This window comes from Marinomonas gallaica (assembly GCF_001639745.1).
Taxonomy (GTDB): domain Bacteria; phylum Pseudomonadota; class Gammaproteobacteria; order Pseudomonadales; family Marinomonadaceae; genus Marinomonas; species Marinomonas gallaica.
Genome location: NZ_LTAX01000017.1, coordinates 50,625 through 72,732, shown reverse-complemented (window position 1 = coordinate 72,732; position 22,108 = coordinate 50,625). Strand labels below are relative to the sequence as shown.

Here is a 22,108-nt window from a genome sequence, read left to right as displayed (position 1 = left end):
CGCTGTGCTCCAACGTTTATGAGGGGAGTGTCGGAGGTTAAATTCAAGTTTTCGGAGGAGCAGTGCTCAACTCCTGTAAAGAGGGGCGATAATATAGCCGATTTTCGTCGAAACCGCGAGTTAGGGTATGCTTAGAAACGACTTTTTTAATGTGTTAGAAGGGACTGAACAAAATCAAAAAAGGCGAGTTAAACTCTCGCCTTTAGGTAGCTTTCATAATCTGGGATTTGCTTTTCAAAAGGCTCATCAAAAAGTGGCGAGCTTATGAGGAAGTTGGCAGATGAAACGCTGCAGGCGATTGGGATATTCCACACAGCTGCGACGCGCAGAAGCGCTTTGATATCAGGGTCATGAGGCATCGGTTCAAAAGGGTCCCAAAAGAAAATTAAAACATCAATTTTACCTTCTGCGATAAGACCGCCCAACTGCTGATCTCCACCAAGAGGGCCGCTAATTAATGCGGTTACAGGTACACCAAGGTGTTTTTGTAGCAAATTACCTGTTGTGCCCGTTGCCATTAGCTCATGGTTAATGAGTTTGTCTTTATGCTGTTGAGCCCAAAAGGTTAGTTCGGGCTTCATATTGTCATGAGCCACCAAAGCAACGCGTTTACGCGCTGCAGTGGTGATGGTTTTTTTATCCATTAAACGACTTCGCCTACTTTTACGGCTTTAATCATATTACTGGTACCATGTGATACCAAGTGATCGCCTTTAGTCAAAATCACTAGGTCTCCATCTTTTACCAAGCCGAGCGATTTTACTTTATTCACTAGGCCTGAAATGATGGTGTCTACGTTGTACTCTTGAGAAGAGAAAGCAACCGGTGTCACGCCACGGTATAGCGCACATTTGTTCAGGGTCTCTTGGTTGGGCGACAACGCAAAAATGGGTAGCCCTGAAGAAATACGAGACAGTAACAATGGGGTTGTGCCAGAAGCCGTTAAGCTGATAATCGCTTTCACCCCTTCAAGGTGATTGGCTGCATACATTGCAGACATCGCAATTGTTTCAGAAACCGATGTGAAGGTGATGTCTAAACGGTGCTTAGAGCGCATTACAGAAGGTTGTTTTTCAGCGCCTATACAGACACTGTCCATCTTCTTCACAACTTCCTCTGGGTAGGCACCGGCTGCCGTTTCAGCAGACAGCATGACCGCATCCGTGCCGTCTAATACCGCGTTCGCCACGTCGAATACTTCGGCACGCGTTGGCATTGCCTGAGTAATCATCGTTTCCATCATTTGTGTTGCGGTAATAACAGGACGGTTTAATTGACGGCAGCGTTTGATCATATGCTTTTGAACGCCGATCAACTCAGCATCACCGATTTCAACACCCAGGTCACCACGGGCAACCATTACGGCATCAGATGCACGAATGATCGCGTCTAGCGTGTCATTGTCTGCAACCGCTTCAGCGCGTTCAACTTTGGCGACAATGCCAGTCTCTAGGCCTGCGGCAATGGCTAATGCACGGGCTTCTTCGATATCCGCAGCGCTTCGAGGGAAAGACACAGCAAGGTAATCGGCTTTAAGTGCGGCAGCTGTTTTAATGTCTTCTTTGTCTTTTTCCGTAAGAGCGGCAGCAGAGAGACCACCACCTTGACGGTTGATACCCTTATTATTTGACAAGGCTCCGCCGACAACAACTTTAGTAACGACTTCATTGCCGTTGACTGCAGTGACTTCCAGCACAACACGACCATCGTCTAACAATAGTACGTTGCCTGGAGAAGAGTCCGCCGCTAATTGTGGGTAGTCAATACCAACACGTGTTTCGTCTCCAGCATTCTTATCAAAGCCAACATCAAGAATGAAAGTCGCGCCTTCTTGCAAGGTGACTTTAGTCTCTTTAAAGCGAGCGATACGGATTTTAGGACCTTGAAGGTCGCCTAGAATCGCTACATGACGCTTGTTTTTAGCTGCCATTTCACGCACGACTTTTGCGCGATCAATATGATCTTCTGCTTGTCCGTGAGAAAAATTTAAACGAAAGACGTTTGCCCCAGCCAAAATCAGCTTTTCGATCATTTCTGGTGAGCTTGAAGATGGGCCTAACGTTGCAACGATTTTGGTTCTGCGAGTCATTTTTAATCCAAATAGAGAGTTAAAGCGTGGTAACAGTATATCAGAGACGAAAAAGGCTGCGTCAGCAGCCTTTGTGAATATGCATTATTTAGCGTTCATAAATGCAATGGTATTGTCTAACATTCGGTTTGAAAAGCCCCATTCGTTGTCATACCACGCCATGACTTTAACCAGTTTTCCTTGAACGCGTGTTTGAGTCGCATCAAAGTTGGAGGTATATGTGCTGTGATTGAAGTCTGATGAAACCAGAGGCTCATAATTGACGCACAAGACTTCTGCCAAGATAGGGTCTGCAGCAATAGCGTCTTCAATAATTTTATTTACTTCTTCAGCGGTCGTTTCGCGAGGAGCAAGGAACGTTAGGTCGACCAATGAAACGTTAATTGTCGGAACACGAACGGCCATGCCGTCAAATTTTCCTGCAAGCGCAGGTACAACTAAACCAACCGCCGCAGCTGCGCCAGTTTTAGTAGGAATCATATTCATAGCCGCTGCGCGAGCACGGTATAGATCTTCATGGTAAACATCGGATAAACGCTGATCGTTAGTGTAAGCATGAATCGTCGTCATTAAACCACTTTCAATGCCTAGCTTTTCATTTAATGGTTTAGCTATCGGTGCTAGGCAATTAGTTGTACAAGAAGCATTGGAAATAACCGTCATATCAGAAGTTAGAACTTCTTGGTTAACGCCGTATACAACGGTTGCATCGACTTCTTTGCCTGGCGCTGAAATAATGACCTTTTTAGCACCTGCTGAAATATGCGCGCCTGCGGTTTCTTTTGTTGTGAAGAACCCAGTACACTCGTAAACCACGTCAACACCTAGGTCTGCCCAAGGTAATTTTGACGGATCGCGTTCAGAGAAAGTTAGGATTTTATCTTCATTGATGTATAGCGCTTCCGCATCGAAGTCCACTTTCGCATTGAAACGTCCGTGAACTGTGTCATATTTAGTTAAGTGAGCATTGATTTTGGAATCACCAAGATCGTTGATGGCTACGACTTGGATTTGGTCGCGCTTGCCAGACTCGTACAGGGCACGAAGTACGTTGCGTCCGATACGTCCATAACCGTTGATAGCTACCTTAATCGTCATATCTCACTCCTAATGTTAAACATACATTCTGTCCTAAGGGATAAGTGTAGAACAGATTTCTTTCAATCTTATTGTAAAAACACTACAAAAATAAAAACTCTTAGTGGCTGCAAACGATGATAATGGCGTTATTGTTCAATAAACAGTCACGTCTTTGTAATGTTCCGTCATATAGCTTGTTTTATAGCTCCATTCTAACGAAAAAAACAATCATTGGCAGTGTTTTTGGTAAAAAAATTACAGTAATGGGTGTTTTTAACCCGTTTTAGCTTGTTTGTTGTATTTATTTTATTAAAATGTAGTAAAATTACATAAATTGGTTTTATGTGTTTTTCATAAAATATAGACGGAGAAGAGATAATGAATCCTATTGTGGAACAAGTAACCCAAGCCATTATTGAGCGCAGTAAAGATCTACGTGCTCAATATTTAGCGGATATGAAGCAGGCTGAGTTAAAGGGTCCACATCGCGGAGCATTATCATGTGGTAACTTAGCGCATGGATTTGCAGCCTGTCAGCCTCAAGACAAGCAGAAATTGAAATTGATGGACGAAGCTAATATCGGCATTGTTTCTTCCTATAATGACATGTTGTCAGCCCACAAACCTTATGAAAACTATCCAGACATTATTCGTAAGGCTGTTGCAGAGATGGGCTCTATTACACAGTTTGCAGGTGGTGTACCAGCTATGTGTGATGGTGTGACGCAGGGTCTTGAGGGAATGGAATTATCGCTTTTTAGTCGCGACAATATCGCACAAGGTGCTGCGATTGCCTTATCCCATAATATGTTTGATGCCGCGTTGTTCTTAGGTATTTGTGACAAAATTGTTCCAGGATTGCTTATTGCTGCACTTCGCTTTGGTCACCTTCCCTGTTTCTTTGTGCCTGCAGGTCCAATGCCGTCAGGTATCACCAATGCTCAGAAAGCGGCGGTTCGTCAGCGCTTCGCAAAAGGGGAAGCGACTCGTGATGAACTTTTAGAAGCGGAGTCGGCGTCTTACCATAGTGCGGGTACTTGTACTTTCTATGGGACCGCGAACTCTAATCAGTTATTGGTTGAAATGATGGGACTGCAGTTACCAGGCTCTTCCTTTGTGAACCCAGAAGACCCGATGCGTGAGGCGTTAACGCGACATGTTGCTCAACTAGCAACGAAGACCACGGCGTTGGGCAATGAGTACCGACCTATTTATAAAGTCATTGATGAGCGTTCCATTGTAAATGCCATTGTTGGATTGCTCGCTACAGGTGGTTCAACCAACCACACGATGCATATTGTTGCGTTCGCTCATGCCGCAGGTATTCTCATTAATTGGCAAGACTTTTCAGAGCTATCAAAAGTTGTACCACTGCTAACACGTATTTATCCAAACGGCCAAGCAGATATTAATCATTTCCAGGCGGCAGGCGGTATGGCGTTTTTAACCAAGCAACTGTTAAAAGGCGGTTTGCTGCATGAAGACGTGAATACCATCATGGGGCGCGGTTTAACACACTACACTAAAGAGCCGTTTATGGATGGCGATAATGTGGTGTGGCGTGACGGAATTGAAGCTAGCCTAGATGAAGATGTGGTTCGTCCTATTGAAAACCCATTTAGTCAAGAAGGTGGGTTATCGCTTTTGAAGGGCAACCTTGGGCGTGCAGTGATTAAAGTTTCAGCCGTGAAAGAAGAAAACCGCATTATTGAGGCGCCCGCAGCCGTGTTTCATGATCAGAATGATTTAGTGGAAGCGATCCGCAGCGGTGAATTAAAACGAGATTGTGTTGCGGTTGTTCGATTCCAAGGCCCGAAAGCCCTAGGTATGCCTGAACTGCATAAGCTCACACCGTACTTAGGCAACCTTCAAGATCAGGGTTATAAAGTGGCGCTGGTGACCGATGGTCGTATGTCGGGAGCATCGGGCAAAGTGCCGGCGGCGATACACTTAACACCTGAGGCGTTGGCTGGCGGTGTCATTGGTAAGATTCAAACGGGTGATTTGGTTCGTTTAGATGCGATAGAAGGCACATTAACGGTTTTAATTAGCGATGATGAGCTTGGCCAGCGTGAGCAGGCACAATGCGATTTAACCGCTTCTCATCAAGGTATGGGGCGTGAACTGTTTGCCAGCTACCGTATGTTAGTGAACGGTGCCGAACAGGGGGCATGTAGCCTGTTTCATGATTAATAGATTTCTCTGACTACTAACGTTTGTTAGTAATGGTGTTTAGGCCTCTTCGGAGGCCTTTTTTTTGACTTAAATTACTTCAAGGGAACAGCCATCATCGTAGGTGATAGGCATAAAAAAGCCGAGCACATAATACATGCTCGGCTTTTTTGCTAGTAACTTTATTAAACGCTTAGTCTAGAGTTTCTAAATTCTTTTCGTAAGAATCAAAAGTATCCAATACTTTTTTCTCTGGAGCTCCGCTCATTAAGCTGACTACAACAATTGCCAGAGTAGAAAGAATGAAGCCTGGTACGATCTCGTAAACATCGAAAATGCCACCAGAGATTTGCTTCCAAACAACGATCGTAATACCACCGACTAAGATACCTGCTAAGGCACCGTTACGGTTCATATTGCGCCAGAATAAGCTAAGAATAACCGCTGGACCAAATGCCGCGCCAAAACCTGCCCATGCATAAGATACAAGACCTAATACAGAACTTTCAGGATTAAAGGCTAGAATCAAGGCAATAATTGACAGAGCAACAACCCCTAGGCGACCCACATTGACAATCTGTTTTTGCGTGGCTTTTGGGTTGATCCAAGTCTTATAGAAATCTTCGGCTAGTGCGGATGAAGACACAAGCAACTGAGAATCGGCTGTACTCATGATAGCGGCCAAAATAGCAGCTAAAAGAATACCTGCGATAACAGGACTGAATACGGCATTAACCAAAATCATAAAGATTTTTTCGCCGTCCTCCAGCGCTCCGCCCATATGATTATCGACGTATACAATCCCAACTAAACCAATCAATAAAGCACCGGTCATAGCGATAGTAGTCCAACCTACTGCGATACGACGCGCTGTTGCGATGTCTTTGTTTGAACGTGCCGCTTTAAAACGAGCCAAAATATGAGGTTGGCCAAAATAACCTAGACCCCAAGCGACCAATGAGATGATACCAATCATGCTTAAAGGCTCGCCATTAACGTCATTCCATAGCGTCAGTAATTCAGGGTTTTTATCAGCAAGTGTTGTCGTTAGTGTTGACCATTCACCCTCCATGATTGCAAATGGAACGATGGCCAGTGCGGCACACATCAAAAGACCTTGAACTAAATCGGTCCAAGAGACCGCTAGGAAACCACCGAATAGCGTGTACGAAACGACACAAACAGTCCCGATTATGACCGCCCAGCGGTAATCTAGGCCAAATACAGTTTCGAACAGTTTACCGCCTGCAACGAGGCCAGAGCTGGTGTAGAAAAGGAAAAATAATAAGATAAAAAAGGCTGAAATCGTCTGAATCAGTTTAGATTTATCTTGGAAGCGGCTAGAGAAGTACTCCGGAAGTGTCAGTGTATTTGACTCAACACTATAAGTACGTAGGCGCTTTGCACAGATTAACCAGTTTAAATAGGTACCAGCTAATAAGCCACCGGCAAGCCAAAGAGACTCCATGCCCGCAGCAAAAGCGTAGCCAGGTAAACCTAGCAGTAACCAGCCACTCATATCAGAAGCGCCTGCAGAGAGTGCAGTAGGCCAAGGACCTAATGAACGACCGCCAAGGAAATAGTCTTCCGAGCTAGATGTGCGTTTGTAGGCATATAAGCCAATGCCTAGCATGACCACTAGATACGCTAGGAAGGTGAAGCTTATTGCTAAGCTATTGTCGATCATTTTTTAGTCCTCTTATTATCATAGTTAACGAGGCACACTGTTTGCCGAGCGGTATACGAACATAATCCGCTAGACTGCCTCGTATATTAATAATCTTTATTGTAACGAGAGTCGGCAAAGCGCCACTGCATGATTGCAGTTGGTAAACTTTATGAAACTTGACCGATGATTCTATGTATCAATAGGATTGGATTCTTTCAAAAAAATCCGGCAAATTATCGAGATTCTACGGTGCAACAATAAAAATGGCTTGAGTGCGCGACTCAACAGGAGAAAATGCTCTAAGCCTCGTTCGGCTTAGAGCATAAGTATCGGATCATTCTTGTTTTGGAAGGCGAGTGTCCTGAACGCTTAACTTAAGTTTGCGCAGGTGCTCATTAAACTCTGGACCGCGTTTTAGCAAGACGCCAGTCGCCAACGCATCGATCAGTGTTAAGTAAACAATTCGTGAGCTCATTGGCGTATAGATATCCGTATCTTCTGTTTCTTCGATCGGTAACACGATCGAGCAATGCTCCGTTAGAGGCGATCCAGGGTTGGTAATTCCAACAACAGTCGCGCCCGCTTCACGAGCCACTCGAGCGGTTTCAATCAACGGCAATGTTCGGCCAGAAAGTGAAATCACAACCACTGCATCACCCGGATGAGTGCCCGCTGCTGCCATACGTTGCACAAGAATATCTGTGTACGCTACGACCGGCATGTTTAAACGGAAAAACTTATGGTGAGCATCTTTGGCAACAGGGCCTGAGGCACCTAAACCATAGAATTCAATGCGTCGTGCTTGAGCCAGTACATCAACGACACGGCTGATCAGTGCTTCGGGTAGGAGCTCTTGAGCACGTGTTAAATTGTTCTTTGCTGCTTCAAAGATTTTATTAGTGATGGCGCCAGCGGCATCATCAGGCTCAACGTTTAAGTTTACATAAGGTGTTCCTTTCGCCAAACTTTGCGCGAGCGCTACTTTGAAATCAGGAAAGCCACTACCGATTAGACTACGACAAAAACGGTTAACCGTTGGCTCACTTACTTCGGCACGTGCGGCAAGTTTCGCAATGCTGGAGTGAATAGTCGTTTTAGGGTCGGCTAAAATGGCTTCAGCAACCTTACGTTCAGATTTACTCAACGTACTCAGTTTTTCTTGGATTCTGCGAATAATGTCTTCGTGCTTATTCATTTATGTGCTTCAACAGTATTGTATTGACTCGAATGGTTATCAACGACATTCTGACAGCGGTTTGTTCCTCTGGCAATAAGTGATTGAAAATGTGTCCACTTTCTAAGTATTTGAAGCAAATGAACTCTATCTTGCCGGAACAGGGGGACCTGGAGGTTTCTGAGCTAGATGAAGGCTTCTCCAATCAAACCTACCATGTCCGTTGGCCATATCACCTAGGCATTGTTGTCAGAATTTCCGCTTTGAATGATGCTGCGTTCTGTGTGAATCGTAGTGCAGAACTTGAAATATGGCAAAAGGCTGCAGAATATGGTTTGACGGCTCGAGTACTTTGGAAAAATGAACGTAACGTTGTCGCCAGTGAATTTTTAGACGGTACAACCTACTCTTGGGGAGTCAAACATACGACGTTGACGTTAGTGCCTATCTGCCAAGCAATGCGTGCATTACATTGTATTACCGCCGTATCTCATGAGTATGACGTATACGCTCTTATGGCATCTTGGTTGGATCACATCGAGCATCATCCTAATCATCATGAAATTAAAGATTTATATCAGCAAACCTCCGTGTTCTTTCAAACCTTAACTATGCCAGTACGACCAAAACGGCTCAGTGTTTGCCACAATGATCTGAACCCTAAAAATATGCTCGTTAAAGATGGCGAGGTGCGTTTAATCGACTGGGAGTGTGCCGGCATGAACGATCCGCTATTTGATTTTGCGGTGTTAGTACATGCGCATCATTTGAATGATGCGCAAATCAAACAAGCTTATCTGATTATATTTGAAGCGAAGCTAGACGCGCAGCACTCTGCAATTATCACTCAATATCGTCAGGCCTACGTGTTAAGAGAATTAATCTGGTTGCTGTTAAAGTACCTCGTCAGTGGCACTCAAGATTTAGACTGTTTGCAGTGGTATCATGCGTTGCTAGCAGACCCCGTGTTTAACCCTTACTTTACAGCAGAGTGACTATGAACCTTGCAGCCGATTGGCAAGCTTATCTAGCAGAAGAATTTGATAAAGAATACATGCAGTCATTGCGTGACTTTTTGGTAAAAGAAAAAGAGGCCAAAAAGGTGATCTTCCCTCATTCAAGTGATTGCTTTAATGCGCTCAATGAAACTCGATTTGCAGATGTCAAAGTGGTGATTTTAGGGCAGGACCCTTACCACGGACCGAACCAAGCGCACGGACTTTCATTCTCGGTTAAGCCAGGTGTGAAAACACCACCCTCATTGGTCAATATCTATAAAGAATTGGAAACCGATCTTAGCATCCCTATCGCAGATCACGGTTATTTAATCAATTGGGCACGACAAGGGGTGTTACTGCTGAACAGTGTGTTAACCGTTGAGGCATCAAAGGCAGGTTCGCATCAGAAAAAAGGGTGGGAAACCTTTACTGACCAGATCATTCAACTGATTAACGAGCACCACCAAGGGGTTGTGTTTATGTTGTGGGGGGCTTATGCGCAAAAGAAGGGTCGTCACATTAATCGTGATAAACACCTAGTACTAGAAAGTGTGCATCCGTCACCATTGTCTGCATATCGTGGTTTTTTGGGGTGCGGTCATTTTTCTAAAGCAAATGATTATTTGCTTGGTATCGGTAAGACGCCGATAGATTGGAGCGCTCACCTGCAACCCGTTGAGTAGGGCAAAGCTAAAAAGGCGCGCCGTTCAGCACGCCTTTCTATTAATTGCCTAGTACGTAAGGCAGTGGGATCAATTGCATCTCTTTGCCTTCAGATACCACACTTTTTATATCACTTTGATCGACGTTCAAAATTAACTGGGCGACGGTTACGGTACCAATTTGAGCCACATCAAATATTTCACCTATCGTTTTGTCTTCTTCATTAGCGACACTTGAACCGATGGTAAGTGAGTTATCACTTACGGCTAAAGCTAAATGCTTCTTAGATTTTCCACGGTATTTCATGCGCGCCACAATTTCTTGTCCGGTATAACAGCCTTTGGTAAAGCTGATGCCACCGTTGCGATGCATGTTGATCCATTGCGGCAAAATCTCTTCACGTAAACTTTCGCCAATGAGAGGACGTGCCGCTAAGAGCCCCATTACCTGATGAGCTGCTGGGTCTTCTGCATCCGGTAACTCTTCCGTAACAGGAGCAACCGTCAACGTTTCTTGGTAATAGGTGTTATTCAAAATTAACTGACTGCAGCCATCTTGATGAGTTGTCAAAATAGCGAGTTCGTATTGCTCTTGTGGCGTAGTGTTATCTGTCAAAGCAAACATAGAACTGACATGGAACTGTTCACTGACATTGTTTAACTCGGTCTTAAAAAAGACTGCGTACTTTTTCAGATGCGCTAGAAGGGTATCCAGAACATCCAGTTTTAATACCAGCTGGTAGGTCTCAGATGCCGTTTGCACGATAAAAAAGTTTGCAATAATACGACCTTTAGGGGTACAGACAGCACCAAATGTGCTGCTCTGCTCCGACACCAGTTTCATGTCAGCGGTGGTTTGGCCTTGTAGTAACTTCGCGCTATCTGGACCCATGACGGAAATGACACCCAGGTCAGAACGGTGGCTGTAACTGGTAGCTGGAAGTATTTCACTAAGAAGCTGCTGGAGCTGCATAATGACCTCAAATAAGTAAATTTAATATTACTCATAATGTGGGGCATACCCTGCTTAATTTCAATGAGTCAAAAGCGCAAATCTGCATACAGTGTTAGAAGCGCATGATAATTGACGCTTTTTGCCTTGTACTGATACGTAAAAAGCGGATTTCTGTGAATTGATTGACTCCCGCCTTACTTCTTTTAACACTAATGAGATAGGGCGTTTTTAAGACGCCGCATAATAAAAAGCACATATATTGGATAGGTAATCATCATGTTCTTAGGGTTGGATTTAGGTACATCCGGATTGAAAGGGGTGGTTATAAATGAGCAAGGGCACGTCGTGGCGCAGGCGAACCAACCTTTGACTGTGAGTTCACCACGCGCAACATGGTCAGAACAGGCTCCTGATACATGGTGGCAAGCGCTTATGGATGTGTGCTTTGCTTTGTCAGACGTTGTCGATTTAAAACAGATTCAGGCGATCGGTCTGTCAGGCCAAATGCATGGCGCAACTTTGATTGATGTGAGCGGTGCAGTATTGCGACCATGTATTTTATGGAATGATGGCCGCAGCCAAAAGCAGTGTAAGACGCTGATGGCAACGCACCCAGAGCTTATGTTGCGCTCTGGTAATCTTGCCATGCCTGGCTTCACATTACCTAAAATCCTATGGGTGAAAGAGAATGAACCGGAGATCTACGCGCAGATAGATAAAGTGCTGTTGCCGAAAGATTATCTCGCTTACCGATTAACGGGGGTGTTTTCGAGTGACTGTTCTGATGCCGCAGGAACGTTATGGTTAAACCCACAAACACGTCAATGGGATGAGCACTTGCTGAAGCTGACAGGGCTTTCTCTTGCTAATATGCCGAGTGTTCATGAAGGTGCTCAAATCATCGGACAGCTGTCGCCCAGTGTGGCAAGTGCCCTAGGTTTTAATGACGTTCCTGTCGTCGCGGGGGCAGGTGATAATGCCGCAGGTGCTGTCGGAATGGGGATAACTGAACCGGGCCAAGGTTTTGTTTCGTTAGGCACTTCAGGGGTCTATTTTGTCGTATCCGAGTCACACAATGCCAACCCTGAAAACACAGTGCATGCCTTTTGTCATGCTTTGCCAAATCGTTGGCACCAAATGGGCGTAACGTTAAGTGCAGCGAATTCGCTATCTTGGTTTGCTAAGACAGTATCGATGTCCGTTGCGGATCTGTTAGATGAACTTGAACTCGCATCGATTCGTAAAACCTCTGTTGTTTTCTTACCTTACTTAAATGGTGAACGAACGCCAATTAACGACCCCCTTGCTTGTGGACAGTTTTTTGGTCTTCGTAGCAGTACTCGCCGAGAGGAGATGACCTTGGCGATACTTGAAGGGATTGCCTTTTCCTTGCTTGATTGTCAAAACGCTTTGGAAAGTGCGGGCAGCTCAGTGAATGAATTGTCGTTGATTGGCGGTGGCGCTCGCAGTGAATTATGGCGCAGTATCATTGCTAGTATATTGGGTAAAACCCTAACATACCGTGATGGTGGCGATGTCGGTCCTGGGCTCGGCGCTGCGCGTTTAGCGCTCTTGGGTAAAAAAGAACAGGACGGTCAAGATATAGAGGCATTGATCAAGCAACACTGTCGTATGCCTGAAGTACTGGCAACCCATTCACCTGAGCAAGATATGCAGTTCTATTATCAAGCCAAGCATGTGATTTACCAGCAGCTCTATCGCAGTACCGAATCATTGAATACTCAGATGTCACTGTTGTGTTGAAATTTTGAATAAGAAAAGCCGTCATCAAGTTGACGGCCAACATACGCCTTGTGACGAAAGTGTCAGAGAAAGGCTTAACCTTCAATACGCTGATAGTATTGGGTTCTAAAATCTCTCGGGGTAACCCCTTTTAGTTCGTGAAAACGGCGGTTGAAATTGGCCACATTGTTGAACCCTACCTGAAAGCAAATGTTGGCAATTTGTTGATCTGTTTCGGTCAGTAAATTACAGGCTCGGCTGATGCGCATGCGGTTTACAAACTCTGTAAAACGGTTACCTGTGGCTTTTTTAAAGAAGCGTGAGAAGTGGCTGTCCGACATGCCTATTAAGCTTGCAACATCTGCCAACGTAATGTCATTGGCATAGTTTTTGGAAACATAATCGACAACAGTATTAATCTTACGCTGTAACGTCTCGCTGGATTTCAAGTCGATTTGTACTGTTGATAATAAACGGTAACTGCGGCTTTGTGATAACTGATGCAGTAGCGGCAAGGCTAGGATCACTCGTTGAAGCCCCGATGCATCGCGTACCTTGGAGAAGGTTTCTTTTAAATAGTGGTAATCTATATCGAAGAACTCAATGCCAGATTTCGCGCGCTGTAACATTGGCATGATCTCCGCAAGTTCAGGAAAAATTTTAGCACCGTATTCAAACGATTCATGATCAAAACGAATCACCATGTCACGTAAAGGCACACTGGTGTCTCCGTCTTGGCAGATCCAATTATGTGGAAGACGAGGGCCAGTTAGAATCAACTGCCCAGGTTTGTAATTACCAATGTAATCGCCGACGAACACTTTGCCTTGGGAGGCGACTATAAAGTGCAACTCATAATCAGTGTGCGCATGCCAGCGAATTAGCTCGCTTGGGTAGCCGTGTTCTAGGTAGCGGATCGTCTCAATATCATCATCGACGAGCTCGTATTCGGGGGTGACTCTTTTTGTTGTTATGGCCGACATAGTATTACCTATTTATTCAAACGACACGATAGCCCCAATGCCGTGACAGTCATTGGGGCCAGTTGTGTAGACACTTTAGTTTAGCAGGTAAGTGTCTCGTTATTTAGCGATCTAATGGTCGCTATTGGGTCTGGGTGTTACATGGAGTATTGCTGTTGCATTGATCGAATCGCTTGGCTCAGTTGCGCTATGAACTGCGGGTGCTGACGTGGTATGTCGCCCCATAAAAAGCGGTCATTAGCAAACGCCTGAATGCCTTCTTCATCATCGCTGTATGGCTGCAAAGATTCTAAGTTTGGCTCATGATAAGGTGTCGAAATAGAACCTGTGCGTGCTTTTTGAAAGTAAACGAACCAAGCCGCAATACCTTCAATCGTCTTACTGGGCGTTTGGCCTAACTGATAACAGCCCGTGAGTGATGGATAAACGAAAATTGGGAATTTGGCATAACCATCGGTACAAATACGCTCAACGGTATCGCCAATGTTGGCATTGCTAAAACGACGCTCGATGATGTCCGCATACGCCTCTAGATTGACAATAGAGTTGCCAATAGCAGGGATGGCATCTTGATGAACAAAGTCACGAAAGTACTGGCGTAAAGTCTCATCGCGCATGGCTTCGTCAAAGTATGTCATGCCTTTTAAAGCGGCTTGATAAACAACATTGGTATGGCCTGCATTCAGAATGCGAATTTTAGCTTCTTCGTAAGGGTCCACTTGATCGACAAATTGTACCCCGACTTGTTCAAGTGGAGGCTTTGCCCCCGCAAAATTATCTTCTACGACCCATTGGATAAAGTCTTCGCCCATAACCGTCAGTTGATCGTCGGTAGCAAAACGTTGTTGGACGTCTTGCACATGCTCGGGACTGGGTTTTGGTGTGATGCGATCGACCATGGAGCATGGAAATGCGACATTTTCGTTGACCCATTGAGCAAGTGCTTGGTCGCCTTTTGCATTAAGAAACTGCATTAATCCGGCTTTTAATACGTCTCCGTTATGACGTAAATTATCGCAGCAGAGCAAGGTGATTTTTGCTTGGCTTGTTTGACTCCGAAGTTTTAATCCTGCGTATAAAAAAGCATACAGCGTATGACGTTGACCCGCTAAATCGCCTTTAATTGCGGGGTGATCCAGCATCAACTGGCGTGTTTCATCAAGGTAATAGCCGCCTTCTGTGACAGTCGATGTGACAAGTTGAGTCGCGCTATCGGCCATCTGCTGGTCTACTTGAGCGGGGGTTTTCGCACCATCGATTTGTTTCACCAGTGAGCGAATGTGTTGGTAAACAGTGGCACCGTCTGCAGCCATGGTTTTAAGAATATATTCGCCATCTTGTTCGATAAAACGAGCAAATTGAGCGCTGTCTTGGGGGCGAAGATTAACCCCAGTAATGCCCCATTGCTTGCCTTCAGGCAGGGCTAATAAACGGTCAAAATAGACCGCTTGATGGGAGCGATGAAATGCCCCGACGCCTAAATGCATCACCCCTGACGTGACATCGCTTCGAACATAGTCTTGGCACTGTATTTGATTGGAATTTTGACCGAATGTTAGGCGGTTAGTCATGGCATGCCTCCTCTGCGATCACAGAAAAGACGCGGTCATTCTGGTTAAATAAAATCACTTCTTCACGTTCTAGTGAGATGTGAATTTCCTCGCCATCTTTAATGGTTGTGCGAGCTGGTGCTTTAACGATGATGGTTTGATCATTTGCGAGGCGGACATGGGTATAGGCTTCTGAACCAAGATGTTCAATCAGTTCTACCTTGCCGATAATGTCACCACCAGATTCGACGATGTGCATATGTTCTGGGCGCACGCCCATTACAACGCTATCAGGTAGCGGCCCGCGAGTTCGAGCAACAGGAAAGTCGATGCTGGCATTGAGCAGTTGTAGATGTAAGGTATCGTTTTCTCGAACCACATTATCTAACGCAATCAAGTTCATTTTTGGCGTACCAATGAACTCTGCCACAAAGCGGCTGTTTGGTGAGCGGTACAGCTCTAAGGGAGTGCCCACTTGCTCAATTTGGCCAGCGTTTAAAATCACCACACGATCGGCCAAGGTCATGGCTTCTATTTGATCGTGGGTTACATAAATCATCGTGGTGCCGAGCTTCTTATGCAGGCGCGCAAGCTCTAAGCGCATTTGTACACGAAGGGCAGCGTCTAGGTTTGAAAGCGGCTCGTCAAATAGGAAGACTTTCGGTTGACGAACAATGGCGCGGCCGATCGCCACACGTTGGCGCTGACCACCAGAGAGCTCTTTAGGTTTACGCTCTAACAGTTTGTCCAATTGTAAAGAAGCGGAGACTGATTTGACCTTCTCATCAATTACACTTTGCTCTTCTTTTGCTAACCTTAAGGCAAAGCTCAGATTATCAGCCACAGACATATGGGGGTACAGCGCATAGGACTGAAACACCATGGCCAAATCACGTTTTGAAGAAGCCAGTTCGGTAATATCGCGACCGTCCAACTCGATGTTGCCACCAGTGCTGGATTCTAAGCCGGCAATGGTGCGAAGTAGAGTGGATTTACCACACCCAGATGGCCCCACAAAGACTATAAATTCGCCTTCCTCAATTGCCAAGTTGATACCACGTAACGCGTGGTAATTATCGTAGTGTTTCTGCAGATCGGTAATGTTTAAGTAAGCCATTATTGTTATTCCTATAGACTATTTCACAGCGCCAAATGTAAGGCCTTGTACCAGTTGCTTTTGGCAGAACCAGCCAAAAATGACGATTGGGGCACAGGCAAGCGTTGAGGCAGCAGACAGTTTTGCCCAGAACAAGCCTTCAGGGCTTGAGTAAGAGGCAATCATCGCCGTTAATGGTGCGGCTTCTGACGCCGTTAAATTGAGTGACCAGAAGGCTTCATTCCAGCATAAAACGATGGACAATAAGCCCGTTGAGGCAATGCCACCAACGGACAGGGGTAACACGACTTTGATCATTTCATCCCATGGTGTCGCGCCGTCCATACGGGCCGCTTCTAGGATTTCTTTAGGCAAATCTTTGAAGTAGGAGAACAGCATCCAAACAATGATTGGCAGGTTCATTAGAGTAAAGATGATCACGAGTCCTAGCTTTGAATCCAACAGACCGTAATCACGAGACAAAATGTAAATCGGCACCAGAACCCCAACCGCAGGAAGCATCTTGGTGGATAACATCCACAGTAAGATGTCTTTGGTACGTTTGCCCGGGAAAAATGCCATGGAGTATGCCGCGGGAATAGCGATGATCAGCGCTAGAATCGTCGCGCCAAATGAGGTGACGACTGAGTTCCATGCGTGTTTTAGGTAGTCACTGCGCTCTTGTACCACGGTAAAGTTTTCAAGCGTTGGTTCAAAAAACAGCTGTGGTGGAACGGAAATGGCCTGCAATTCCGTTTTAAAGGATGTGATAAACATCCAGAAAATTGGAAAGAACAGCAGTAATGCAACGCACCAAGATGCTAATCCGACCAGAAGGGTTTTGAGTTTACGTTGTTGCGTTAAAGTCATAATAATTACCTCACACTGTTAGGTTTTTGCCGACAGCGCGGATTAAGAAAAAGGCAACGATGTTGGCCAACAGTACGGCGAATAGACCACCTGCTGAGGCGACGCCCACGTCGTATTGCAATAAAGCTTGGTTGTAAATTAAGTAAGCTAAGTTGGTGCTGTCGTAACCTGGGCCACCCCCGGTAGAAACATAGATCTCTGCGAAAACGGCCAATAAGAAAATCGTCTCGATCATGACCACTACGGCAATAGGGCGAGCCAAATGAGGTACCGTTAAATAGCGGAAGATATGCCAACCATTAGCGCCATCCATTTGTGCTGCTTCTTTTTGTTCCGTGTCTTGAGATTGAAGCGCGGTGACAAATACTAAAATGGCGAACGGTAGCCACTGCCAACTCACCATAATAATGATCGACATAAGAGGGTAGTCAGACAGCCAATCGATGGGCTCTAACCCTAAAGATTGAGAGATCCAAGCGAAGATTCCATAGACCGGATTCATCATCATATTCTTCCAGATCAATGCATTGACGGTTGGCATGATGAAGAAGGGGGAAATCAATAAGACGCGGACAACGTTTCGTCCAAAGAACGGCTTATCAATCAGTGCCGATAAGGCGACTCCGAGCACCACGGTAATCAGCAGTACTGAAATCAACAGAATGAGCGTATTGGAAATGGCAATCCAGAAACCTGGGTCGGTAATAAAAAACTCAAAGTTCATCCAGCCAACGAAGTTATTACGACCTGGGTACAATAGGTTGTAATTGATGGTGGAAAAATAAATGGTCATGGACAATGGCACCAGCATCCATGCTAAGAGCAGTAGCACAGAGGGGGCCATTAGTAAGCGAGTAATGGAACGCTTCATAGGATTTTCTCTCGTTATTATAGCTTTATGAGCGCGTCTCACGACGGAGGATCTACACCGAAAGGTTAATAACCTTTCGGTGTAGAGGCTCTACTTTGCGAGTTTAGTAGTAACCGGCTTGACGCATTTGACGATCAGCAGAACGATTAGCGGATTCCAGTGCTTTATCGACAGATAAGCTGCCAGCTAAGGCTCCGGAGATCATTTGTCCTGTTGTTGTACCAATCGCTTGGAATTCAGGAATGGCCGCAAATTGAACACCGACGTAAGGTGAAGGTTCCAGCGTGCTGTCGTTTGGATTGGCTGAATTGATGGCCTTAAGTTCAGCTTCAGCAAACACGGCTGCGTCACGGAACTTAGGATTATCATAGGTTGATTGACGTGTGCCTGTTGGTACCGCGCCCCAGCCATTTTTTGCGCCGACAAGCTGAATGTACTCTTTGGAGGTGGCCCAGCGTACGAATTTTTGTGCGGCATCGGCATTTTTAGTCGCCGCTGGAATGCCTAGCGCCCAAGACCAAAGCCAGTTAGCACCTTTCTCTGTAACGGCATAAGGCGACTGAGCAAAACCAACTTGATCTGCAACTTTTGATTGTTTTGGATCGGTAACAAAAGAGGCGGCAATCGTGGCATCAATCCACATACCACACTTACCTTCATTGAACAGTGCTAAGTTTTCGTTGAAGCTGTTACCACTGGCGCCCGGTGGCCCATAGTTATCAAGCAAATCGACATAGAATGATACTGCACTTTTCCATTCGTCCGACGTTAGCTGCGGCTTCCAATCCATGTCAAACCAGCGAGCACCAAAGGAGTTGGCCATCGCGGAAAGGAATGCCATATTGTCCCCCCAGCCAGCTTTACCACGCAGACAAATACCGTACACGCCATTATCAGGATCGTTCATGGCCGCAGCGGCATCACGAATATGCTCCCAGCTATCGCGGTCGCTAATCGTTACGCCAGCTTTCTCAGCGAGGTCTTTACGATACATGACCATTGAGCTTTCCCCATAAAAAGGGGAGGCAAACATAGTGCCATCATAGGAAAGACCGCCACGGATAGAAGGTAAGATATCCTTTACATCATAAGAGCCGCTGGTATCAATGGGCTCTAACCAGCCACGCTCTCCCCAAATAGGTGCTTCGTACATACCTATGGTCATCACGTCATACAGGCCACTACCATTGGCAATGTCCTGCGTCACATTCTGGCGCAGCACGCCTTCTTCGAGTGTGACCCATTTTACTTTGATATCAGGGTATTGTTTTTCGAATTCAGGTGTCAGCTTTTGCATCTCGATCATGTGACCGTTATTTACCGTTGCAACGGTAATTTGTGTTTCAGCAAACGTATTAAAAGTGGCGAGCGTAACAGCGCAGGCGATGGCTGTTTTGGTAAGACTTTTCATAGGTTCTCCCATTTGGGTAAGTTTCTTTTTATTGTCGCACCTAAAAGGCTTGATCGATTGTTGATCAAGTAAGGTAAGAATAGGACAAGTCTTAATTGACTCACTAGTACATTAATAATGGATAGTGGTACTTTTTTGTTTCTTTAGTGGCTATATGTATAAAAATGTAGTCAAAATAATACTCTTTTGACTGTGCAGATTTTGCCGTCTAAATAAGCAAAATCTAAAGATTCATATCAAGAATGCATTACTTTGCTATGTCGGCTGGTTTGCCCAGACTAAGGGAGGGGCTATAATGGCGCCTCTATATTGGGGAGACCTTTCATGACTGATCAAATTGAATCGAAGGATTCACCAGGCTTTAAGCGTTTAAAATGGCAATGCCGCCGTGGAATGTTGGAGCTAGATGTATTATTTGAGCCTTTCTTAGAGGATGTGTTTTTATCACTAGAAGAAGAGGATAAGCAGCGTTTTTACAAGCTTATCGAATGTGAAGATCAAGAAATTTTTCCTTGGTTCATGCAGAAGGAAGTACCTGAAGATCCAGACTTAGCTCGTATAGTCCATGTGATTGTGACTCGTGTACAGCCAGAAAACTATCGCGCTTAAGCCTTCTAGGCTTGCTAAAGTAATCTCATTGCTATGGTTTATAGCTGTGACTGCTTTAGTAATTTTGTTGCAATGGTCAGCAGCGGCTCAATGCCTCTGCTGGTTAGTCTTAGCGGCTATATTTGTACGACAAATGCGTCAACCTGAGGTCATCGTCGAATGTTATGAAGACCGAGTGGAGTGGACTCAAAAGCAGGTTTCTGAATACTGTCAGTTACACTATCTGACGCAACATTGGATGGTTGTTAAAATTCCGATGGCGCAGAAAAACACTTTTTCTGAAAAGCTCATCACTATGATTAACCGCTATCGTTTGGTTTATAAAGACCAAATGACGACAGCGGATTACCGTTATTTACGTTCTAGGCTATGTGTGGACAAGCTGATGGGTTTTCCAGCTCAGAAGAGCGAATCCTCGGTTTTAAAATAGTCGGGGTACTGTTTTCGTGCTTGTCTGGATAGTCCAAGGTAAAGTGCAGACCACGGCTTTCTTTGCGGGCCATAGCTGACTGAATAATCAAATCTGCAACAACGGCAAGGTTTCGTAACTCAAGTAAGTCGGCCGAAACGCGGTAATTGGAGTAGAATTCTTCGATCTCGGAAAGCAGCAAGTCGACTCGGTGTTTAGCTCGCAATAAACGTTTATTGGTGCGCACAATTCCGACGTAATCCCACATGAAACGACGCAGCTCATGCCAGTTATGGGTGATCACGACGTCTTCATCGGAGTCGGTGACCTTTGAGGAGTCCCAATCAGGTATTTGATAATCTGCGCGAGGCTCGTTATCCGCCAGCATTTTTTGTGCTGCAGAGCGTGCGTAAACAATGCATTCAAGTAACGAATTGCTGGCAAGACGGTTAGCGCCATGCAAGCCAGTATAGGACGCTTCTCCAATCGCGTATAAATCGGTGACATCTGTTGTGCCATGTTGGTCTACTACCACACCACCGCAGGTGTAATGCGCTGCAGGAACAACAGGGATGGGGCCTTTGGTCATGTCGTGACCATAGTTTAGGCAGCGCTTATAGATGGTTGGGAAATGTTCCTTAATGAACTCAGGGTCCTTGTGGGAGATATCCAGCAATACGTGCTTAACGCCTAAGCGTTTCATTTCATGGTCAATGGCGCGCGCAACGATGTCGCGCGGTGCGAGTTCACCGCGCTCATCGAAATTAAACATGAAGCGAGTGCCATCGGGAAGCAACAAACGGCCTCCTTCGCCACGCACGGCTTCAGAGATTAAGAACGTTTTTGCCTTGGCGTCATACAGGCAAGTCGGGTGGAATTGGTTGAATTCCATATTGCCAACACGACAACCAGCACGCCACGCCATGGCGATCCCGTCACCAGAAGCCGTATCCGGGTTACTGGTGTATAAATATACTTTACTGCTGCCACCTGTCGCGAGGGCAACACGGTGAGCATGAAACACTTCTACTGTGTCTGTTTTTTGGTTCAGCGCATACAGACCGATCACTCGATTTTGTTCACTTAGTCCAAGCTTCTGAGTCGTAACCAGGTCGATCGCAACGCGATCTGGATAAAAATGAATGTTTGGATGAGCCAATGCATTTTTGACCAGTGTTTGTGATATCGCTAAACCGGTTGCATCCGCAGCGTGGATAATACGTCTATGACTGTGACCGCCTTCTTTAGTTAAGTGATAATCATCACTTTCGCCATTTCGAGTAAAGGGCACACCTTGGTCAATTAGCCAGTCGATGCTTGGTTTGGAGTTCTCTACCGTGAAGCGAATAGCGTCTTCGTTCCCCAATTCCGCCCCAGCATTAATGGTATCCTGAACATGGGAATCCACGGTATCTTTGTCAGACATGACCGCCGCAACACCACCTTGAGCGTACAACGTAGAGCCTTCTGAGATGTCGCCTTTCGTCAAAATTGCGACTTTATGCTCGTTAGCAAGCTCAAGTGCAAGGGTTAGACCGGCTGCGCCTGCGCCGATGATAACAATGTCGTGGTGAAGATGTTTGCTCATGTTGTTGTTCTAAATAGTGTTAAACGAAACTAATATTACACTTCTTTGGGGTCCCAATGAATACCCCAGTGCGACACTCAAATCGTACATCAGGTGAAATAAATAGAATACAATGCTTCTTAAAGGTACAAAATATCTTTTCATGGAACTCTCCAAACCGCACGTTGTCCATATATGCA

At 45.5% G+C, this 22,108-nt stretch carries 19 protein-coding genes; 6 read left to right on the top strand and 13 right to left on the bottom strand.

Translation table 11 applies throughout. The annotated features are described in order from the left end of the window. Positions 1 to 188: 188 nt before the first annotated feature. The 3 genes from AYW76_RS14420 to gap form a co-directional block, all read right to left on the bottom strand. The gene (locus tag AYW76_RS14420) at positions 189 to 644 is read right to left on the bottom strand and encodes a methylglyoxal synthase (protein ID WP_067221593.1); all 456 of its coding nucleotides are present in this window, start codon (positions 642 to 644) and stop codon (positions 189 to 191) included. Beyond that, complete coding sequence (gene pyk / locus AYW76_RS14415; protein WP_067221590.1) at positions 644 to 2,089, bottom strand: pyruvate kinase; 1,446 nt, start codon at positions 2,087 to 2,089, stop codon at positions 644 to 646. Before pyk ends, AYW76_RS14420 begins: the two co-directional genes overlap by 1 nt. Positions 2,090 to 2,173: 84 nt before the next feature. Further along, entirely contained in the window at positions 2,174 to 3,187 is a 1,014-nt protein-coding gene (gene gap, locus AYW76_RS14410; protein ID WP_067221588.1) for a type I glyceraldehyde-3-phosphate dehydrogenase, read from the bottom strand. Positions 3,188 to 3,547: 360 nt separating this feature from the next. Here gap and edd point away from each other — a divergent pair, with 360 nt between their 5' ends. Beyond that, the gene (gene edd, locus AYW76_RS14405; protein WP_067221584.1) at positions 3,548 to 5,362 is read left to right on the top strand and encodes a phosphogluconate dehydratase; all 1,815 of its coding nucleotides are present in this window, start codon (positions 3,548 to 3,550) and stop codon (positions 5,360 to 5,362) included. Positions 5,363 to 5,534: 172 nt separating this feature from the next. On the opposite strand, the gene putP is transcribed toward edd, so the two are convergent. Next, positions 5,535 to 7,028 (bottom strand): sodium/proline symporter PutP, encoded by a 1,494-nt coding sequence (gene putP, locus AYW76_RS14400; protein ID WP_067221580.1) that lies wholly within the window; start codon positions 7,026 to 7,028, stop codon positions 5,535 to 5,537. Between the two features lie 316 nt (positions 7,029 to 7,344). Next, on the bottom strand, positions 7,345 to 8,205 hold the full coding sequence (gene hexR, locus AYW76_RS14395; RefSeq protein ID WP_067032579.1) for a transcriptional regulator HexR: 861 nt from the start codon (positions 8,203 to 8,205) through the stop codon (positions 7,345 to 7,347). Between the two features lie 89 nt (positions 8,206 to 8,294). On the opposite strand from hexR, the gene AYW76_RS14390 reads away from it, so the two are divergent. Then, positions 8,295 to 9,179 carry a phosphotransferase gene (locus AYW76_RS14390; protein ID WP_067221579.1) on the top strand — a complete coding sequence of 295 codons (885 nt, stop codon included), beginning with the start codon at positions 8,295 to 8,297 and terminating at the stop codon, positions 9,177 to 9,179. Between the two features lie 2 nt (positions 9,180 to 9,181). Then, the gene (ung, locus tag AYW76_RS14385) at positions 9,182 to 9,865 is read left to right on the top strand and encodes a uracil-DNA glycosylase (protein ID WP_067221578.1); all 684 of its coding nucleotides are present in this window, start codon (positions 9,182 to 9,184) and stop codon (positions 9,863 to 9,865) included. Positions 9,866 to 9,905: 40 nt separating this feature from the next. Here ung and ygfZ read toward each other — a convergent pair whose 3' ends face one another. Continuing rightward, positions 9,906 to 10,817, bottom strand: coding sequence for a CAF17-like 4Fe-4S cluster assembly/insertion protein YgfZ (gene ygfZ, locus AYW76_RS14380; RefSeq protein ID WP_067221576.1), 912 nt, complete (start codon positions 10,815 to 10,817; stop codon positions 9,906 to 9,908). 258 nt (positions 10,818 to 11,075) lie between these two features. Here ygfZ and xylB point away from each other — a divergent pair, with 258 nt between their 5' ends. Further along, positions 11,076 to 12,563 (top strand): xylulokinase, encoded by a 1,488-nt coding sequence (gene xylB / locus AYW76_RS14375; protein WP_067221572.1) that lies wholly within the window; start codon positions 11,076 to 11,078, stop codon positions 12,561 to 12,563. 74 nt (positions 12,564 to 12,637) lie between these two features. Here the strand turns inward: xylB and AYW76_RS14370 are convergent, their stop codons facing one another. The 6 genes from AYW76_RS14370 to AYW76_RS14345 all read right to left on the bottom strand — a co-directional run bounded on the left by AYW76_RS14370 (position 12,638) and on the right by AYW76_RS14345 (position 19,323). Then, positions 12,638 to 13,525, bottom strand: coding sequence for a helix-turn-helix domain-containing protein (locus tag AYW76_RS14370; RefSeq protein WP_067032569.1), 888 nt, complete (start codon positions 13,523 to 13,525; stop codon positions 12,638 to 12,640). A gap of 137 nt (positions 13,526 to 13,662) precedes the next feature. Then, positions 13,663 to 15,096: a mannitol dehydrogenase family protein gene (locus AYW76_RS14365; RefSeq protein WP_067221568.1), complete on the bottom strand. Its 1,434-nt coding sequence runs from the start codon at positions 15,094 to 15,096 to the stop codon at positions 13,663 to 13,665. Next, positions 15,089 to 16,192: an ABC transporter ATP-binding protein gene (locus tag AYW76_RS14360; protein WP_067221565.1), complete on the bottom strand. Its 1,104-nt coding sequence runs from the start codon at positions 16,190 to 16,192 to the stop codon at positions 15,089 to 15,091. Before AYW76_RS14360 ends, AYW76_RS14365 begins: the two co-directional genes overlap by 8 nt. An 18-nt stretch (positions 16,193 to 16,210) precedes the next feature. After that, positions 16,211 to 17,041 carry a carbohydrate ABC transporter permease gene (locus AYW76_RS14355; RefSeq protein ID WP_067095132.1) on the bottom strand — a complete coding sequence of 277 codons (831 nt, stop codon included), beginning with the start codon at positions 17,039 to 17,041 and terminating at the stop codon, positions 16,211 to 16,213. A gap of 10 nt (positions 17,042 to 17,051) precedes the next feature. Then, entirely contained in the window at positions 17,052 to 17,912 is an 861-nt protein-coding gene (locus AYW76_RS14350; protein WP_067221556.1) for a carbohydrate ABC transporter permease, read from the bottom strand. 103 nt (positions 17,913 to 18,015) lie between these two features. Beyond that, positions 18,016 to 19,323 (bottom strand): ABC transporter substrate-binding protein, encoded by a 1,308-nt coding sequence (locus AYW76_RS14345; RefSeq protein ID WP_156489086.1) that lies wholly within the window; start codon positions 19,321 to 19,323, stop codon positions 18,016 to 18,018. Between the two features lie 324 nt (positions 19,324 to 19,647). Between AYW76_RS14345 and AYW76_RS14340 the strand changes: the two genes are divergently transcribed. Both AYW76_RS14340 and AYW76_RS19125 read left to right on the top strand, forming a co-directional pair. Next, positions 19,648 to 19,932 (top strand): FAD assembly factor SdhE, encoded by a 285-nt coding sequence (locus tag AYW76_RS14340; RefSeq protein WP_067095140.1) that lies wholly within the window; start codon positions 19,648 to 19,650, stop codon positions 19,930 to 19,932. 46 nt (positions 19,933 to 19,978) lie between these two features. Further along, positions 19,979 to 20,362: a hypothetical protein gene (locus AYW76_RS19125; protein WP_197467834.1), complete on the top strand. Its 384-nt coding sequence runs from the start codon at positions 19,979 to 19,981 to the stop codon at positions 20,360 to 20,362. Here the strand turns inward: AYW76_RS19125 and nadB are convergent. Beyond that, positions 20,295 to 21,929 carry an L-aspartate oxidase gene (gene nadB / locus AYW76_RS14335; RefSeq protein ID WP_067221551.1) on the bottom strand — a complete coding sequence of 545 codons (1,635 nt, stop codon included), beginning with the start codon at positions 21,927 to 21,929 and terminating at the stop codon, positions 20,295 to 20,297. The two genes, AYW76_RS19125 and nadB, sit on opposite strands and share 68 nt — an antisense overlap. Positions 21,930 to 22,108: the final 179 nt, after the last annotated feature.

Bases quoted from the DNA above. Each gene is read 5' to 3' on its own strand.
- putP (WP_067221580.1), bottom strand. From the start codon at position 7,028: ATGATCGACAATAGCTTAGCAATAAGCTTCACCTTCCTAGCGTATCTA.
- AYW76_RS14390 (WP_067221579.1), top strand. From the start codon at position 8,295: ATGTGTCCACTTTCTAAGTATTTGAAGCAAATGAACTCTATCTTGCCG.
- xylB (WP_067221572.1), top strand. From the start codon at position 11,076: ATGTTCTTAGGGTTGGATTTAGGTACATCCGGATTGAAAGGGGTGGTT.
- AYW76_RS14360 (WP_067221565.1), bottom strand. From the start codon at position 16,192: ATGGCTTACTTAAACATTACCGATCTGCAGAAACACTACGATAATTAC.
- AYW76_RS14345 (WP_156489086.1), bottom strand. From the start codon at position 19,323: ATGAAAAGTCTTACCAAAACAGCCATCGCCTGCGCTGTTACGCTCGCC.
- AYW76_RS14370 (WP_067032569.1), bottom strand. From the start codon at position 13,525: ATGTCGGCCATAACAACAAAAAGAGTCACCCCCGAATACGAGCTCGTC.
- AYW76_RS14355 (WP_067095132.1), bottom strand. From the start codon at position 17,041: ATGACTTTAACGCAACAACGTAAACTCAAAACCCTTCTGGTCGGATTA.
- gap (WP_067221588.1), bottom strand. From the start codon at position 3,187: ATGACGATTAAGGTAGCTATCAACGGTTATGGACGTATCGGACGCAAC.
- edd (WP_067221584.1), top strand. From the start codon at position 3,548: ATGAATCCTATTGTGGAACAAGTAACCCAAGCCATTATTGAGCGCAGT.
- pyk (WP_067221590.1), bottom strand. From the start codon at position 2,089: ATGACTCGCAGAACCAAAATCGTTGCAACGTTAGGCCCATCTTCAAGC.
- hexR (WP_067032579.1), bottom strand. From the start codon at position 8,205: ATGAATAAGCACGAAGACATTATTCGCAGAATCCAAGAAAAACTGAGT.
- AYW76_RS14365 (WP_067221568.1), bottom strand. From the start codon at position 15,096: ATGACTAACCGCCTAACATTCGGTCAAAATTCCAATCAAATACAGTGC.
- AYW76_RS14350 (WP_067221556.1), bottom strand. From the start codon at position 17,912: ATGAAGCGTTCCATTACTCGCTTACTAATGGCCCCCTCTGTGCTACTG.
- AYW76_RS14340 (WP_067095140.1), top strand. From the start codon at position 19,648: ATGACTGATCAAATTGAATCGAAGGATTCACCAGGCTTTAAGCGTTTA.
- nadB (WP_067221551.1), bottom strand. From the start codon at position 21,929: ATGAGCAAACATCTTCACCACGACATTGTTATCATCGGCGCAGGCGCA.
- ung (WP_067221578.1), top strand. From the start codon at position 9,182: ATGAACCTTGCAGCCGATTGGCAAGCTTATCTAGCAGAAGAATTTGAT.
- AYW76_RS14420 (WP_067221593.1), bottom strand. From the start codon at position 644: ATGGATAAAAAAACCATCACCACTGCAGCGCGTAAACGCGTTGCTTTG.
- ygfZ (WP_067221576.1), bottom strand. From the start codon at position 10,817: ATGCAGCTCCAGCAGCTTCTTAGTGAAATACTTCCAGCTACCAGTTAC.